14 protein-coding genes and 1 pseudogene are annotated in these 15859 nt (G+C 68.9%); 12 read left to right on the forward strand and 3 right to left on the reverse strand.

Annotated features, from left to right (window positions below; translation table 11 throughout):
- Nucleotides 1-3: 3 nt before the first annotated feature.
- The 3 genes from U8525_RS32925 to U8525_RS32935 are packed head-to-tail and all read left to right on the forward strand — an operon-like array spanning nt 4 to nt 7203.
- Nucleotides 4-2424 carry a hypothetical protein gene (locus tag U8525_RS32925; protein WP_374270695.1) on the forward strand — a complete coding sequence of 807 codons (2421 nt, stop codon included), beginning with the start codon at nt 4-6 and terminating at the stop codon, nt 2422-2424.
- 55 nt (nt 2425-2479) lie between these two features.
- Nucleotides 2480-6373 carry a hypothetical protein gene (locus tag U8525_RS32930; RefSeq protein WP_374270696.1) on the forward strand — a complete coding sequence of 1298 codons (3894 nt, stop codon included), beginning with the start codon at nt 2480-2482 and terminating at the stop codon, nt 6371-6373.
- 56 nt (nt 6374-6429) lie between these two features.
- A complete protein-coding gene (locus U8525_RS32935; protein WP_374270697.1) occupies nt 6430-7203 on the forward strand; it encodes a GNAT family N-acetyltransferase in 774 nt (257 codons plus the stop codon).
- A 444-nt stretch (nt 7204-7647) separates the two neighbouring features.
- On the opposite strand, the pseudogene U8525_RS32940 reads toward U8525_RS32935, so the two are convergent.
- Nucleotides 7648-7995 (reverse strand): annotated as a pseudogene (locus tag U8525_RS32940) (transposase); the annotation flags it as partial.
- 497 nt (nt 7996-8492) lie between these two features.
- On the opposite strand from U8525_RS32940, the gene U8525_RS32945 reads away from it, so the two are divergent.
- The 8 genes from U8525_RS32945 to U8525_RS32980 all read left to right on the forward strand — a co-directional run bounded on the left by U8525_RS32945 (nt 8493) and on the right by U8525_RS32980 (nt 12347).
- Nucleotides 8493-8789: a hypothetical protein gene (locus tag U8525_RS32945; RefSeq protein WP_374270698.1), complete on the forward strand. Its 297-nt coding sequence runs from the start codon at nt 8493-8495 to the stop codon at nt 8787-8789.
- Between the two features lie 72 nt (nt 8790-8861).
- Complete coding sequence (locus tag U8525_RS32950) at nt 8862-9086, forward strand: DUF6900 domain-containing protein (protein ID WP_374270699.1); 225 nt, start codon at nt 8862-8864, stop codon at nt 9084-9086.
- Between the two features lie 114 nt (nt 9087-9200).
- Nucleotides 9201-9815: a DUF2924 domain-containing protein gene (locus U8525_RS32955; RefSeq protein WP_374270700.1), complete on the forward strand. Its 615-nt coding sequence runs from the start codon at nt 9201-9203 to the stop codon at nt 9813-9815.
- Nucleotides 9816-9823: 8 nt separating this feature from the next.
- Nucleotides 9824-10186 (forward strand): hypothetical protein, encoded by a 363-nt coding sequence (locus U8525_RS32960; protein WP_374270701.1) that lies wholly within the window; start codon nt 9824-9826, stop codon nt 10184-10186.
- Nucleotides 10187-10524: 338 nt separating this feature from the next.
- Nucleotides 10525-10863 (forward strand): hypothetical protein, encoded by a 339-nt coding sequence (locus tag U8525_RS32965; RefSeq protein WP_374270702.1) that lies wholly within the window; start codon nt 10525-10527, stop codon nt 10861-10863.
- Nucleotides 10864-11146: 283 nt separating this feature from the next.
- Complete coding sequence (locus U8525_RS32970; protein ID WP_374270703.1) at nt 11147-11419, forward strand: hypothetical protein; 273 nt, start codon at nt 11147-11149, stop codon at nt 11417-11419.
- 85 nt (nt 11420-11504) lie between these two features.
- Nucleotides 11505-11849 carry a hypothetical protein gene (locus U8525_RS32975; RefSeq protein WP_374270704.1) on the forward strand — a complete coding sequence of 115 codons (345 nt, stop codon included), beginning with the start codon at nt 11505-11507 and terminating at the stop codon, nt 11847-11849.
- A gap of 54 nt (nt 11850-11903) precedes the next feature.
- Complete coding sequence (locus U8525_RS32980; protein ID WP_374270705.1) at nt 11904-12347, forward strand: hypothetical protein; 444 nt, start codon at nt 11904-11906, stop codon at nt 12345-12347.
- On the opposite strand, the gene U8525_RS32985 is transcribed toward U8525_RS32980, so the two are convergent.
- Nucleotides 12330-12563: a hypothetical protein gene (locus U8525_RS32985; protein WP_374270706.1), complete on the reverse strand. Its 234-nt coding sequence runs from the start codon at nt 12561-12563 to the stop codon at nt 12330-12332. The genes U8525_RS32980 and U8525_RS32985 overlap by 18 nt on opposite strands.
- A gap of 99 nt (nt 12564-12662) precedes the next feature.
- Between U8525_RS32985 and U8525_RS32990 the strand changes: the two genes are divergently transcribed.
- Nucleotides 12663-13571 (forward strand): hypothetical protein, encoded by a 909-nt coding sequence (locus U8525_RS32990; RefSeq protein WP_374270707.1) that lies wholly within the window; start codon nt 12663-12665, stop codon nt 13569-13571.
- A 2-nt stretch (nt 13572-13573) separates the two neighbouring features.
- Here U8525_RS32990 and U8525_RS32995 read toward each other — a convergent pair whose 3' ends face one another.
- Nucleotides 13574-15448 (reverse strand): HEAT repeat domain-containing protein, encoded by a 1875-nt coding sequence (locus U8525_RS32995; protein WP_374270708.1) that lies wholly within the window; start codon nt 15446-15448, stop codon nt 13574-13576.
- Nucleotides 15449-15859: the final 411 nt, after the last annotated feature.

Here is a 15859-nt window from a genome sequence, read left to right on the forward strand (position 1 = left end):
GCCATGCACACCAGCTCCAAACCCTCGCCGCGCAACGCCACCCGGCTGATGGCCTTGTCGTCCACCGCCACCGGCTCCACCCTCAACGACCAGGTCACCGCGCTCTTCGCGGCCCAGCCCGTCTCCGGCGACAACCCGGTGGGCAAGGCGGCGCGCTCGGCGCTGGTGGGGCGGCTCCAGGGGGCCACGCCGGGCCGGCACTCCGAGCCGTGGTGGATGCCCTCCGGCCAGACCTTCCTGCAGATCTTCTTTCCCAACTACCGCGCCGATCCCAATCAGGGCGCGGTGACGCCGGCCACGGGACTGAACGACTCGTGGTGGTCCAGCTTCGCGGTCGTGACGCTCTGCCAGGCGATGTACAACATCACCTCGGACCTGCGCCCCCAGCTCAAGCAGCCGGCCATCAACAACCAGGTCTCGGCCAGCAACGCGGCGCTCCAGCCGAAGCTGAACGCGCTGTACAGCCAGCTCCTGAAGACGACGCCCAACGCCGTCGCGACCGCGCTCGCCGCCATCCCCCAGGGCCAGTGGTCGCAGGCGGCCACCATCTACTCCAGCTACCTCTCCAACCCGGCCTGGATCTCCGCGAAGGTGGCGCAGGCGGCGAGCCACCAGTGGACCGACCAGACGTGGGAGCTGTTCCACCACTGGCTCAAGCTCCAACTGCTCGGCATGTCGAACGCCAGCATCGACGCGCTGATCAACCAGCTCGTCGCGGCCCAGCTCCCGGTGCCCGCCTCCGTGTCCGCGGGCCAGTGGGAGACGTACCTGCCGTGGATGAGCCCGCTGTCGCTCGACTGGAACGACCTCAAGGGGCCGGCCACGCCCGGCATCCTCGCCCAGGTGTGCATGGTCACGCCGGGCTCGTCGTGGCCGTCGTGCATGAATGAGGAGAACTCGTTCGAGTTCACCGCCAACAGCCAGCCCGGCAACCCGTGGCGGTCGCCGCCGGGCGGCAGTTGCTTCCTCGCGGGCGCGAAGGTGCTGATGGCGGACGGAAGCCTGAAGCACATCGAGCAGATCAAGGCGGGCGACCAGGTGCGCACGCGCTCCGGTTCCGCCCACGTGCTCGCCACGCCCACGCTGGTGCTCCAGAACGAGGAGGTCTACGGCTTCAACAACCTGGGGTTCCTCTTCACCGGCACGCATCCGTTCCTCACCCTGAACTCCGCCGGCCAGGGCGCGAAGCTCGCGTGCGTCCAGCCGGTGGACCTGATGAACACCGTGCCCACGCTGTCGACGCTCGGCATCGCCACGCTGGGGCCGGGCTGCCCGCCGCTGATGGGCTGGGCCGGGAATGCTCCCAAGCCCATCCCGGTGAACTCGCTCCAGACGCAGCTTCGCGGCGGCGACACGACCATCTACGACCTGGTGGTGGACTTCGACCCCCAGGGCCTGTCCGAGTACATCGTGGGCGACGGCACCACGATGTGCGTCGTGTCGAGCGAGGTGCCCCTCTTCGGCGTCGCGCCGCTCGCCTCCTCGGCGCTCTCGTCCGTGATGTCCGGTTCGTGGAGCACCGTGCAGCAGACGCTCCAGAGCGTGCCCGCGGACCAGTGGGAGAGCGTCCTGTACCAGGGGCTCACCACCGTCTCGACCTACCTGCTGCCGGACGCCATCCGCGCCATCCAGGGCAACGCGGCGCCGCCCCCGCCCACGGCCGCGGTCCCGCCCGCGGCGCTGCGGGAGATGGCGCGCGGGATGGCGAGCGCCATGACGGTGAAGACGGCCACCGGGACACCCACGTACGACGGGCCCCAGGGGGCCTACTTCGCGGCCCTCACCTCCCTCTTCGGCGACGAGCTCAACGACGCCATCAGCATGGGCTGGCGCAGCTTCACGCCCATCGGTGACCTGGACGCGACGATGTTGGCGGTCTCGGTCCTCTCGATCGAACTGCTGGCGAACGACGCCATCCCCCCCAGTGAGAGGCTCACGCTGGAGGTCCAGTTGGGCAGCGGCGCGGCCGCGGTGACGCGCACGCTCCCGACCTTCGGCCCGCTGTCGAGCGCCGGCTACGCCCAGCAGTTCGACCAGGTCGTCTACTTCGACAACTGGCGCCCGTCCGAGCCCGGCACGGGCGTGGCCACCTGGGCCCTCACCTTCAGGCTGCGGCGGCAGGACGGCACCGCCCTGCCCGTGCAGGGCGTGACGCCACTCTCCGCGCTCTTCGAGGCCGGCTACCGCCTCTGCTCCGCCGCGGTGTTCACGCCCGGGGGCGACGTCGTCGGGCAGCTCCAGTTCGACGTGCGCCCGCTGGTGCCGCAGCTCATGGTGGCGGAGGCGCAGGCCCGCTCGGGCTGGGGCGCGAGCCAGTCCGCCTCGTTCGCCCAGCAACTCGGGACGACGATGGGCGCGCTGCTGACCCAGCGCTTCCCGACGGCGGTGCAGCCCTACCTGCCGCCGAACGCCGCGACCCCCTGAAGCCCCCCGCCGCGGCCGGGACCTTCCCCCCAACCCCATGACAGGAGTCAGCACCATGCGCGCTTCGCAGCCGACGTTCGCCGTTCCCCAGGCCGTCTCTCCCAAGGTGGCCTCGACGCTGCACCGGTTCCGGCACCACGCCCTCATCGACGCGGTGCATGGGAGCGCCCGCACCTACCACGTCACCGTCAAGCGCGGGCGCTCGCTCCAGCCCGCCCCGAAGGGGACGCCGACCACCCTCTCCCTGGTGCTGGGGGGACGCCGCCGCGACCGCCCGACCGCGCTCTACCTGGATCGCCTCCCGGTCGCCGCGTCGCACTTCCAGTGGGACCCGCACCGCGGCCTGCTCACCTGGAACTTCCGCCGGGAGGACGGCGGGCACAGCGGCCGGCTCGTCTTCCACCACGGCGGGCACGGCTTCGTCGGCAGCATCGAGACGGCCGGCGACCGGGTCGGCGTGGAGGCCACGCTCGCCCCGGTGAGCTACGACTGCGCCGTGGCTCTGGACACCGGCAGCACGGTGACGGGCACGCCGCCCGCGCTCCAGCTCCACTGGAACCCCCAGGACCCTCGCTGGCAGGCGGCCACCTGGGTGAAGGACGCGCTCCAGTTCACCTGGCAGGTGACGGGCACCGTCATCGTCGGACAGGAGACCTACAACATCGCCACGTCGTTCAACGACCTGCAGACGCAGACCCCGTGGACACCGGCCCCCAACACCCTGGGCGCCGTGCTCAACAGCAACCTGGTCTTCAACATGGCGCTGAACCCGGGCGTCTCGCCCGGCGCCGACAACCGCTCCACCCTGAGCGATCCGAACGCGCGCGCCATCCAAACCGTCTTCCCGTACCAGGTGTCCTTCGCGGTGACGGACGCGGGCTCCACCCTCACCGGCGCCATGCTGACGGTCGACGACAGCCAGGCGGGCACGACGCTCGGCCTGCAGGGGCAGGTGGTGAACCCGTCCGTCGTCGGCCTCTACACGTTGGACGGCGTGCGCTCGCCCATCGCGGTGCACGGCGGGCGCCTCTACGTGCAGGACGAGGAGGTCCCCGCCTCGCGGCTGCGGGGCTCGACCCTGCACTTCGAGGGGCTGAGCCCGCGGCAGCAGCAGCTCACCGGTCTGCCCGCGGCCGGCACCGTCCACTTCTCCCAGGACGGCCACTCCGCCTGGCTGCCCGACCAGCCCCGCGGGGGCCGGCGCGTGCAGGCCTCGGAGCTCACCGCGCCCGCCCACCGGGCCGCGTTCGCCGCCCACCCGGTCACGGCGCTAGCCTCCACCTCCGCCGTCAACACGCAGCTCAACCTGACGACGCTCGCGAACATGACCCAGTTCGCGTTCACCAACAACGTCTGGTCCGACGTGGTGCAGCAGGCCACGATGAACGACTTCAACCAGGTGATGATGTACTACCTGCCGTCGAACCTCCGGCAGACGTACTTCGGGACCGGGCAGCCGACGCTGCCTTCCTGGCTGCAGAACGTCGCGGGCATGGGGACCAACCCCAGCCAGTGGTACCAGTCGCTCGCCACCGCCTACCTCACCAACATCCTCTCCACGTTCGACGAGGCCGGCGCCAACCAGCTCAACGCCCTGCGCGCGCAGAACTGGCTGAAGACGGAGACCTCCGCCAGCGCCGTGTTCCAGGTGCAGTCCACGGCGATGTACTCCCATGAGTGGTCCAACCAGCCGCAGAACGCGCTGCTGCCGCAGTACCTGGCCGACCAGCAGCAGAACCGCTCCACCTACGCGCAGTACATCCTCGCGGACCAGAAGCAGTGGCTGGCGGAGTTGCAGGCCACCATCATCGACCCCTCCGCGCTGGCGACGATGACGGCCATCGTCAACAACCTGGTCACGGTGGCGGTGAACAGCGGCCTCTACTGGGCGTACACGTTCTTCCGCTACATCAGCAGCCCCCAGGAGCTGACCATCATCGAGATGATGAGCCTGGGGCAGGCGGCGGACCTGGATGGCTCGGCCTTCATGCGGCAGTGCCAGACCAACGTCGCCCTGCTGTCGCTCCTGGACCCCAGCAACCTCTTCTCCCAGCAGTACATCAGCGTCATCCAGACGTTCCAGATCGGGAACATGATCCCCGAGCTGTTCGACTACTCGGCCAACCCGGACGACTACGTGTATGACGTCCAGCAGGTCCTGGCGCAGATCGCCGCGCAGTACGGGAACAGCTCGGACCCGCAGGTCCAGCAGGCGGCGCAGGAGGCCGCGAAGCTCGCCGCGGACACGCAGTTGGCCGAGTACATCGCCACCATGCAGGCGGCGGCGATTGGCAGGGTGGGCATCTACGGCTGGGCACAGATCGCTCCGCTGATGGCGGGCTCCGTGTCCGGGAAGATTGGCACGCTGGGAGCGAACCTGCTCTGCATGGGGCTGGGCGCGGTGGGCGTGATGGGAATCGTCTACGGGGCGCTCGCCTGGAACGAGCTCTCCCCCACCCAGCGGACGGCGCTGGTCGCCAACGCGGCGTCGTTCACCATCCAGGCCACCAGCAGCATCCTCAAGAGAGGGGTGGCGCTCTCCGCGGTGTGGGACACCGATGCGACGCTCTGGGACAACATCAAGCCCCTCTTCTCCAGCGACCTGATGGCGCAGGCCGACGAACGGCTCCAGAACGGCTTCCAGAAGTGGCTGGTGAACGACGGCAGCATCGAGGAGTACCCGTCCGAGATGTTCGGCAACCTGTTCTCGGAGGCGGCCGAGGAGGACACCTCGCTCGTCACCAAGATCTTCGGCAAGAACCTGGACGAGTTCGTCGCCACCCGGCTGGGGGCGGCGTTCGCGGTCATCAACCTCGTCACCGGTATCATCATGGCGCTCCATGCCCAGTCGGCGCTGGAGGCCTCGGGAGACTGGCTGCTGGTGGCCGCCAGCGGGCTGGACCTGCTCGCCACCGCCGGAAGCTGGGCGCTCGGCGCGGCCGGCGTCGAGGCGATCGGCGGGCTCGCGGTGTCGACGATCTGCTCGGTGCTGAGCATCCTCGGCATCCTGGCCGCGGTGGCCGGGGTGATCTTCCTGCTCTACCTGGCCTTCAAGCCGCGCCTGAACCCGGTCCAGCAGTTCGGACAGGACTACGCCAGGCCGGCCGGGTTCTTCATGCAGTACAAGACGGAGATCGACTACTTCAACGGGTACGTGCAGCAAGGCGAGCCGCAGCGGCTGGGGTTGACGCTCTCCATCCCCGGCGGCGGTGGGGCGGTGTTGAAGGTGGGCACGAACGGGGCGCTCGGCTCGCTGGCGCCGACCGACTACAGCTACGACACAGTGTTCTTCGCCAGCACCAACGGGACGGGGCAGACGGTGATCACCGCGCTGGTCACCGGCGCGTCGGGCTCGCCCATGCAGATGGCGCTCACCGCCCACCAGGACAACAGCGTGTCCTTCCAGACCCCGCTCCCGTCGACCGACCCGAACTACGGCACGCAGCTCTGGAGCGTCGTGCTCCAGTCGAGCCCCACCCAGGACGGCTCGTTCTTCTCGTCCGGGTCGTTCTCCATCCAGCGCTACGGCACCTCCGGGCAAAGGCTCTCGTGGAATGGCCAGACGGCGGTGGTCTCGGCGTCCGGAGGCAACTGGACGGTGACCCAGGTCCCCATGGTGCCCGCGGGCCTCACGATGGGCGACATCACGCTGTACTCGTTCTCGCAGGGGCAGGTATTCAATCCGGTGCTGACGCAGCCGGGGAGCCAGCCCAAGACGTGGGCCATCACGCCGGGGTTGCCCTCCTGGCTGGTGCTCGACGCCTCGTCGGGGGCCATCAGTGAGCCGCCAAACGCGCCGTCGACGCTGCCGCTCACGCCCGCGACGAGGTACACGCTGTCCGTCAGCAACGGCGTTGGCAACGCACAGGCGGTGACCACCTCCTTCAGGGTGCAGGTGGTGGAGTTTGGCACCACGCAGGTCGCCATGCCGCGGTTGGCCATCGCGTGACCGCGCCTGTGGCTTCTTCTCCGGCAGAGGCCCGCGCGGCGCCGGGACGTCTCGAGGTGCGCCTGGCGCACGACGCGACGGAGATCGACGCCGCGCAGGCGCTGCGCTTCCAGGTCTTCGGAGAGGAAGTGGGAGCGTGGCCGTTGGACGGTGGCGGGGGACGGCGCCGCGACGTGGACCGGTACGACGCGGTGGCGGACCATCTCGTCGTGCTGGACCATGCGGTCCCCGGCGCGCCGGCGGTGGTCGGCACGTTCCGGTTGCTCGGGCGCGAGCAGGCCGCGCGTGTGGGCGGCTTCTACTCGGCCGGCGAGTTCCACCTGGAGCCTCTCCTCCAGGAGCCGGGCGAGGTGCTGGAGTTGGGGCGCGCGTGCGTGGCTCCTGCGGCGCGCGGCCTGCCCGTGATGCACCTGCTCTGGCGAGGAATCGCGGAGCAGGTCTTCCTGCGAGGGGTGACGATGCTGTTCGGGTGCGCGAGCTTCCCCGGCGCGGACCCCCGGCGTTGTGCGTCCGCGCTCGCATGGCTGCGGCGCCACCACCTGGCGCCTCGGGCCTTGCGTCCGCATGCGCTCTCGCATCTTCGCGTCCCACCGGAGTTCGAGGTGGGCCTGGCGTGTTCCTCCCGTCCCCCCCAGCTGCCGCCCCTCATCGAGGGGGGCCTCCGGCTTGGCGGATTCATTGGCGACGGCGCGGCCATCGACCGTGAGTTCAACACGGTCGATGTCCTGATGATGGTGAGGCTCCACGAGGTCACGGGCCGCTATGCCAGGCACTACGCGCGTGCTTTCTGGGGAGCAGGCGAGGAGCGGCGGGAGCTGCTGCTGAAGTAAGCGGCTTGATTACGACCAACCTGGTGTCTCAACAACCCGGTGCGGTACAGGCCCTGAAGCATCCCCTCATTTTCGATTTTCCCTCTGAGCTTGCTTGCTCGGCTGCCCATGCGTTCTCCGAGGGGAATCTTCAAATGAGGGGATAGCTCAGGTACAGGCCCTCGCCCTCTGCCCGGAGTGGCACTCCCTTCAGCAGGCATTCCTCCCGGTGGCATACCCGCACCTGCACCGAGAACCCCACGCAACCCGCCAGCGTCGTCACGCAGCGACGCGAGCGCCAATCCGCTCGCGTCCTCGTGCCGCACGCCTCACAACGCCAGCGCTCGCTGTCGACCTTCACCTCTCGGGTCGCCACGGGGCGAGCCGTCGTCCGAGCCATGGCGCCCCTCTTCTCAGAGGGGCAACACCTGGGGCTCAGGCCATATTTGCTGGCGCAGTTTTTTCGCGCGCCAGCTCCACCGCGTCCCGGACGATTTCGGCCTCCTGCGTCTTCCTCCCCAAGAGCCGCTGCAACTCGCGCACCTGGGCCTTGAGCGCCTGCACCTCGGACTCGGGCACCACCGCCTCGCCGGCCTGCAGCCCCGACACGCCGCCCGGCTCCTTCAACTGCCGCCACCAGAACAGCAGGCTGGCGTTGATGCCGTACTTGCGGGCCACCAGGGAGACGTTACTTCCCGGCACCTCGCACTCGGCCACCATGCGTAGCTTCTCCTCCGCCGAGTACCGGCGGCGACGCTTGCTCCCAGCGGCCACTTCCGGCCCTCCCTCTGGGGTCTTCTTCTCCCTCTTCAGACTCGCTCTTTAGCCGAACGAGACTGTCCGACTCTTCACGGGGGTACACCACCCGCCCTGTCCCACCTGCCGCTCCACCGAGTTCCTCATCCGCGCGCAGGAGGGCGAGCCGGAGCATCCGGCGCCAGGCAGCTTCGGCCACCTGCACCGACTCCTCGTTGGCTACCTCCACGCAGAGCTCGTCCAACGCGGGCGCCTGCACACGGTGCTCAAGCCCAAGGGGGAGGCGCGGGCAAGGTGGCGGTGCGGCCCCTGTCTCAAGAGGCTCGCGCGCGCTGGTTCCCGCAGGGCCTGCGCATCGAGGTGCCGCCCGGCGAGCACCCCCGCGCCCCGGAAGAGTCCAGTCAATAGGCATACACCGCCAGCAAAACAGAGGGCACTCCCCGCCCGTCGCGCTTCAAGTCGCCCCCGAATCCCTCTCTTCTCGGCTTGCCATGTCTCGAAAGCAGAGCGTGTATGTCTTCGCGCGCTGCCCACTGCGCGCCAGGGAGACACCCATGGTTATCGGCACCGACACCACCTACCTCGGCAACGAAATCCCCGGCCTCCGGGGGCAGACGGTCCGCATCTTCGCGGTGTTGCGCGGCGGCACCCGCCCTGACGCCGACACGGAAGCCGACGACTACTACGTGAACACGGACGAGAAGCTGGCGCGCCTCGGGGGCGTCACGGCCGAGGACTGCATCGACGCTGCACCTGTCCTCTTGGATGGCAGCACCAGCTTTGTGCATGTCGCCCCGCGCGCCATTGACTTGGAGTGCTTCGCGCACCTGCGCAATCCCAGCGCACAATGACTTGCCATACGCACGCAACAGAGCGTGTATGCCTCACGCGCGCCACCCAACGGCGCACCAAGGGATGAAACAATGACACCCCGCAAGCCACGCACCGCAACCACCGCGAAGCCCGACCCGGCCCTCCAAGAAACTCTTGAGCGCATTGCTCGCGAGACGCTGAACATCGAAACCTTGAAGACACGCAACAGTGACAGCCTCGACTTTCACGAGGTGGCGGTGTGGCGCCTGAAGGAGGCGCTCGAAGCCGCCTATCAGGCTGGCCTGAGCGCCGCCAGCAACACCCGCAGCAAGTAGCGCTCCCTCTCACCAACCACGCCCCGCCCAGCGGGGCACCAGCGCATGAGGGCCACCGGGCCGCCCTTGTGAATGGCAGACGTGTACCCACGGCCCGGAAAGGAAAACACCACCATGTCCCGCACCACCGCCCCGAAGAAGAAGCTGGAGTCCATGAACCTGACGGAGCTGCGTGCCCGCTACCGAGAAGTCGTGGGTGAGGAGACGCGCACTCCCAACAAGAAGTACCTCATCCGCCGCATCGAGGAGTCCCTCGCCGCGAAGAAGCAGCGCACCCCCTCCCGCCGGGCGAAGGCCGCCGCCCCCAGCACGCCTCCGGCGCCCGCCGCACCGGCCGCCATGCCGGCTGCAGCCACGCAGCCTGCCCCTCGGCGCGGGCGCTTCGCCGGCATGTCGCTGGAGGAGTTGCAGGCGAAGTACCGCGAAGTCGTGGGACGCCCGACGGGTAGCAGCGACGTCTCCTACCTCAAGTGGAAGATTCGGGAGGCGGAGGCCGGGCGAATCAACGTGGGCCCGCGCCCCGAGCGCGAGGCGAAGGTGCGCGAGGACGGCAAGCGCGTCATCCCCCTCTCCTTCGACGACGAGGCCCTCAAGGCCCTGGACAAGGCCTGGCGCGACGCCGGCCTGCCGAGCCGGACGCGCTTCTTCATGCGCGCGGTGCACCGCGAACTCACGGCCATGGGCGCCACCCAGGCCGCCGCGCACTTCGCCCCGAAGACTGAGGAGTAAGGCCCGCCATGGCGACCAAGGAACAAGCCACTGACACCCTCGTGTCGGTGGCGCTTCGAAAGGCGCTCGCGGGCGCCCGCGTCGAAGTGAGGCTGGCCCTCCCAGACTGCGACGCCGAGCTGCGGCCCGAAGTCGAAGTCGCCTTCGCGCAAGGCACCTCCTCACGGCAGCGCAACGCGGCTCTCCTCCTCCTTGCCGCACAGGTGGAGTTGCGCACCCCGGCGCAGGAGCACTGGCTCGTCGAGTCGGAGGTGCTCGACAACGGGCTCGCAGGCCGCGTCCACCTGCTCTTGCTCGGGGACGGTGGCCCTCGGCCGACTCGTGACGAGGCAGAGCGCGGGCTGCAAGTCCTGCACAGGGCTCTCCGCTGACATGGGTATGCGGGCGGCAGCCCAACCTGCCGCCCGGAAGGAACACAGTCGAATGCCGCGGCTGGGGGATTGGAGCGCCGAGGACGCCCAGGACGCCCAGGACGCCCTCAACGAGCTGAACCCCACGGCCGCTCGGGAGCGCCCGCCCGGGCCGAAACAAAGGTGACATCCCGCACACCACCCGAAGGCGCAAGGAAAAGAGGTCTCCACAACGGATACCCCCTCAAAAACATACGCATCCAGACGCCAGAGAGGACTTGATACGCCCGCCGACCAGAGCGTGTATGGATTTCGCGACGGACAACAAAGCACCGCGCGAACCCACAGGAACACTGACCATGAGCGCCACGGCCGTCCCTACTTTCATCGTCCCGGTCAAGGTTGTTGATTTCAGCAACACCGTATTGAAGTTGACCCTCGGCAAGAGCCAGCACGGCACGGCCCAGCCTCAACTGGACATCTTCCTTCAGCCCGGTGCCACCCACCGGCAGGTGAGCGCGCTGCTTCACACCTTCGCCGCCAGCCTGGAGCTGGACACCCCCGCCAACGAGCGCTGGCTCATTCAGCACGACTGCTGCGCGGGGCCGAACCACGGCCGCATCTACCTGGAGCTGGCCGAGGGGGACGAGGCCGAGGCCATGCGGGGCATGGCACTCCTCAACAGCCTGATGGACTGAGTGGCAGGGGGAGGGGGAGCCCGCGCCGCAGCACCGCGCGGGCTCCCCTCCCAATCCCGCAACACTGAAACACCACACAAAACACGCTCCAGCCCTGGGTGCCAGCCACATTCGACACAGAACATCAGACGCGACTTGCTTCACCTCTCCACGTAGGGATGTATGCATTTCGCGACGACCAGCGACGGCTCCGCCAATCCCAAAGGAACGCACGCCATGAAGACCTCCCCCCCAGGCCCGTCACGCTCGCCAGATGACGGCAGCCGAGCCCCAGAACGTCACGTTGAATCTGAGTCTCGGCAAGAGCCGATACGGCACGCTTCAGCCGCAGGTGGACATGTTCCTCCCGCGCGGCTCCAGCCACCGGGAGACGAGCGCGATGCTCTACACCTTCGCCGCCAGCGTGGAGCTGCGCACGCCCACCCGCGAGCGGTGGATTGTGCAAACCGAGCGCCTCGCGGAGGCGAACCACGGCCGCGTCTACCTGGAGCTGGCCGAAGGCGACGAGGCCGAGGCCAAGCGGGGCATGGCGCTCCTCAACGCCCTGCTGGGCTGAACGGTCTGGGCAACGGGAGCCCGCGCAGCGCCGCGCGGGCTCCCACGGAGCAAATGAGCGCGCCTACCCCAGAGGAACACACACCATGACAACCTTTCTCACCCGCATCCCCCGGGGCCAAATGATGGTGATTGAGCTCCAGAACCCAACGCTGCGCCTGAACCTTGGAAAGAGCCCATCCGGCGCACCTCAGCCTCAACTCGACATCATCGTCCCGCGCGACTCCAACCCCCGGCGACTTAGTGGGACGCTCCTCGCCTTCGCGGCCAACCTGGAGCTGAACACACCCGCGCGAGAGCGGTGGACCGTGAAGACCGAGCGCGTCCAGGAGCCGAACCACGGCCGCGTCTACCTGGAGCTGGCCGAAGGGGACGCAGCCGAAGCCAAGCGAGGCATGATGCTCCTCGGCAGACTTCGGGGCTACCCCTGAGCAGGGGCACGCCCCCTCCCCGCGTCGCAGCACCGCACGGCCCCTTCCAATCCCGTGACACTGAAATACCACACAAAACACGCCCCAAACGAGGGCTACACGTCCGACGAGGTGCTCCACCTGGCCGAAAAGGAGCTGGCCGCCTTCGTGCTGACGGGTGAGCCCATCGTCATCCGCATCGGCTCCGCGAAGGTGCTCGGCTCCTTCCTCCTTCAGCCCGACACCCTGTCCATGGAGTTAGCGCATATCGACAACGGAGGAGAGGGTGTCCTCCCTGCCTTCTGGAGGCTGGTGCGAAGGCTCACGCAGGCGAGGGGCATCGGACACATTGAGTGGGTGGTCCACGCGGTGCGATGCGCCCACCCCAACCTCAAGCTCCGACGAGTCCTCGAAAGGCGCGGCTCCGTCGTCCGGACGCTGCCCGGCCTCGGTGAGGCCTACCACCTCATCGACATGCCCCCGGCCCGCAGCGCACCTGCCTCACAAGCCCAGCGGTAGGCCTCCACACGCCTCGAGTTCCTCGACCAACGAAAGAGCCGCGCGGGCGCCCAGCTCCGCCAGCACCGCTGCCTCTGCGTCGCCATACTCCTTCTTCGCCTGAACCAGCAGCATCCGGGACTCCGGACTGCCGTCCCTCATCGCGCGCGCAAGCCGCAGCCCCATCTCCGCCCGCCCCAGTCGCTCCGAGAGCGCCCGCCGCTTCTCCATGTCCATGAGAGGCCCACGGAGCAGGCGCCGTGCCAGCAGGCCCCATTACTCCCGTCGCTCCAGAAGTTGCGACCTTCGTTGCCGCGAGATGAACTGCCTCCCTTCATGGGCACGGCTGACGACGTCCAACACTTTCTCCGCACGGGTGAGCACGACACGCACTGCCGCGCCTGGCCTGGCGACCGCCTTGAGCGGGAGCGACGCGCGCATGAAGAGCTTCGCCGGGCGCTCGTCGAGGAGGTACAGCGGCGAACAGTGACGCGCCCCTCCGACGAGCGACTCCGGGGGCTCGACATCGTCGCTCTCACGCGGCGGAAGGTGGCGCCCATGGTGCGCGGCCTCTTCCCCGCCCTGGAACAGGGCGCCGTCATCTCCCTCCTGGAGAAGTCCGTCGTCTTCCTTACGCCGACCAACATCAGCCACGTCCTGCGCCAGTCCCCCTGGCTGAGCACGGCGTGGGACTTGGCCAACCTCTACCTCCTCAGCGTCGGCGGCGAGTTGCTCGGCGAGCAAGCCCCCCTCCTCCTGGGCCTCAGCGAGGGCACCACGTGCTACGTCTCCCTCTCCTACTTCGACGAGACGTTTCCCTTCGCTGACTACCTCGTGCATGAAGCTGCCCACGTCTTCCACAACTGCAAGCGCCGCACGGTGGGCCTGCCCGAGACACGTCGGCGCGAGTGGCTCCTCGACATCGACTACCGAAAGCGCGAGACGTTCGCCTACGCCTGCGAGGCGTACAGCCGCATCCTCGAAACCGGCGGTAGCCGACAGGCACGCATGGCGCTCGCCGACGACTACGTGGCCAGCGCAGCACCATGTGATGAGCGTGTCTCGCTGAGCGAGGTCGTGGAGTTCGTCCGGGAAGCCGCAGCAGCGCGGAATGGGTGGAAGCGCATCCTCGCCCGGTGCGCCCCGCCGACGAGCGCCGGCACACGTGCCTCCGTGACAGAGGCAACAGCAGCCCGGCGTCACGGGCCTGAAGACTTGGGAGGGCCACCCTCTCCCACGCGGTAGCTTCAGGGCCGTCCGTCCGGTTCGACGGGGGCCAAGCGCCCGTCCCTCGTGACGCGCACCACGTGGGCGGGTGCAAAGGCGCCAGCCCGGCCACAGACGACTGCGTCGAGTCGCTGGTCCGTCGTCCCGACAACGAGGTCTCCCGCCTCGTCCAGCGCGTAGGCCATCGGCGCGCCTGGGAGCGTCACCCAAGGTGTGGCACGCCACCGCCCCTCGGACGCGTCGACACGCACCAGACGCCCTGCACCGCCAAACAGGTGTGCCAGGCCCTCCAGCACCACGAGGGTGCCGTGCATCCGCACGACTTGCAGGGGGTTTGCCTGGGGCTCCTCCAGCACCGTCACCCGCCCGGGCTCATGCACTTCCAGCGCGCCCCCCAACTCCCCGTCGTCCCATCCGACGAGACAAGCCTCTCCCATGGCTTCGAGGACGGACGCGGAATCTCCTCCAGGCACGGCTGCACACGGACTCTCTCGCGAGGGCGCCTTCGGCTTCACCCAGTGCAACTGGAGGGAGGTGTGCCTCTCGCACAGCGTCCACTCCCCGCTGCGTCCTGGAATGACGAGGGCGCAGTCGATGGACTCCGCAGGCTGTACCTCCTGTCCCAAGAGGCCTTGCAGGGCCAACCTCGCGTAGCCCCTCGCCACCGGAGAGGCGTGCGTCGCCACCACCCGCTGCAGCAGCGGCTCCAGTTCCTCCTCATGCGCCCGGAACTCGTAGCTGCCCAGCGCATAAACCGCCGCGGCCTGGACTTCGCTGTGCGGCGCGTACACCGCCTGGCGTAGCGCCTCGAGGGCCGCTGGGTCTCCCACGCGTCCAAGGGCCTCCGCCGCCCGCGCGCGCTCCCACCCCTCCTCCCCCGTGGCCAGCAGCCGCAGCAGAGGCTCCGTCGCGGCTGGCCGCGCCACGCCCCCCAGGGACGCGAGGCCCGTGAGGGCCCGGGCACGGCATTCAGGAACGGCAAGCTGCTCAAGGACGCCCGGCACCGCAGCAGGACTCCCGAAGGCCACCAGCGCCTGCAGCGCCACGGGTGTGAGGCGCACGTCCCCCCGCTGTAGCGCCTGCAGCACCTCGGGCGCGGCCTTCTCCCCTTGGCGCCCGTAGGCCGCCAACACCGAAGCCACGTAGGCCGCGCGCGGGGTGCACCCGTCAAAAACCGCCTCGCAGCCTGGCGCGGGGGACGCCGGGCAGGACATCCCGGGTGGGCGCCGGAGAGTGGGCTCCACCAGCTCCCGCGCGAGGAGTGTCCGCAGGCGCGGGACGAAAGTCTCCGTGTACATGGAGCCGCGCCGGGCGAGCACGTAGCGCACCAGCACCAGCGCCTCCCAGCTCGACTCAGGATTCTCCAGCACCCCCACCAGCACCGGGGCCAACGTCGGGCCGAGGTGCTCCAGCGTCGACGTGGGCGACTCCAGGAGGTGACGCAGAATGGCTGGAGCTGCTCGCTCGTCATCGAGGGAGGAGAGCGCGTGCAGGGCCATCCCACGGGGCTCCCGCTCATACGCATCAAGCAGCGCGGGCAAGGCGCTCTTGGCCTTCTCACCCATGTTCGCCAGTGCCTGTACCGCACCGCCGCGGACGCGGCGCTCCGGGTGCTCAAGCAGCGAAATCAACCGGGGGACGACGTCCTCCCCCGCGCGCCCTAACTTCCAGGCGGCACACGCCTGCTCCGGTGCCGGCCACTTCTCCCCGGTGTCGGGGCCGTGGGTTTCCTGCAGCAGCGCAAGGCACGCGTCAGTGCCCTCGCAGCAACCCTCCCACGTCATGACGTCGTCCCGCTTCCACGTGTGCCGGGCGCACCCCAACGCCAGCGCCACCACCGTACACACGAGCCCGGCCAACCACCGGGGGCGTCCGGACTTCACTACTCCATCCATGTCATCGCCTCTCATTCTCCCCTCTCGGTGAAGGGACTTCGAAACCAACGCTTCAGCCAGTCACGCACCACCCAGCGAACGAGTGCCGCGCCCGAGGGCCTTCACAACGCGTGTGCCAGCCACCCAGTCGTGGAGGCATCGCCGTTCCTCTCCGACGATGAAGAGCGCATCCACGAGGCCGAACCAGACGCAGTACCCGCACAGCGCCATCGGGAGCGCATTCCGCAGTAGGGCAATGCGCCACACCTCCGCCGGAAGTCCGTCTCCTCGGACGACTCGAATTCCCGTAAGACCTCGCCGTGCCCCGTCGTGACGTGCCGAGCCGCGCGTGAGACCTCCGTGTGCCACACGCCAGGAGGTGGTCCGTGGAGTTGGAGAAGGAGTTGGAGCAGTTCCGCCAGGAAGCGCAGC

This window comes from Corallococcus sp. RDP092CA (assembly GCF_041903675.1).
Lineage (GTDB): Bacteria > Myxococcota > Myxococcia > Myxococcales > Myxococcaceae > Corallococcus.

Excerpts from the sequence above, each read along its gene's own strand:
- U8525_RS32930 (WP_374270696.1), top strand. The coding sequence starts at position 2,480 with ATGCGCGCTTCGCAGCCGACGTTCGCCGTTCCCCAGGCCGTCTCTCCC.
- U8525_RS32925 (WP_374270695.1), top strand. The coding sequence starts at position 4 with ATGCACACCAGCTCCAAACCCTCGCCGCGCAACGCCACCCGGCTGATG.
- U8525_RS32990 (WP_374270707.1), top strand. The coding sequence starts at position 12,663 with ATGGGCACGGCTGACGACGTCCAACACTTTCTCCGCACGGGTGAGCAC.
- U8525_RS32945 (WP_374270698.1), top strand. The coding sequence starts at position 8,493 with ATGGTTATCGGCACCGACACCACCTACCTCGGCAACGAAATCCCCGGC.
- U8525_RS32965 (WP_374270702.1), top strand. The coding sequence starts at position 10,525 with ATGAGCGCCACGGCCGTCCCTACTTTCATCGTCCCGGTCAAGGTTGTT.
- U8525_RS32975 (WP_374270704.1), top strand. The coding sequence starts at position 11,505 with ATGACAACCTTTCTCACCCGCATCCCCCGGGGCCAAATGATGGTGATT.
- U8525_RS32995 (WP_374270708.1), bottom strand. The coding sequence starts at position 15,448 with ATGGATGGAGTAGTGAAGTCCGGACGCCCCCGGTGGTTGGCCGGGCTC.
- U8525_RS32955 (WP_374270700.1), top strand. The coding sequence starts at position 9,201 with ATGTCCCGCACCACCGCCCCGAAGAAGAAGCTGGAGTCCATGAACCTG.
- U8525_RS32960 (WP_374270701.1), top strand. The coding sequence starts at position 9,824 with ATGGCGACCAAGGAACAAGCCACTGACACCCTCGTGTCGGTGGCGCTT.
- U8525_RS32950 (WP_374270699.1), top strand. The coding sequence starts at position 8,862 with ATGACACCCCGCAAGCCACGCACCGCAACCACCGCGAAGCCCGACCCG.
- U8525_RS32985 (WP_374270706.1), bottom strand. The coding sequence starts at position 12,563 with ATGGACATGGAGAAGCGGCGGGCGCTCTCGGAGCGACTGGGGCGGGCG.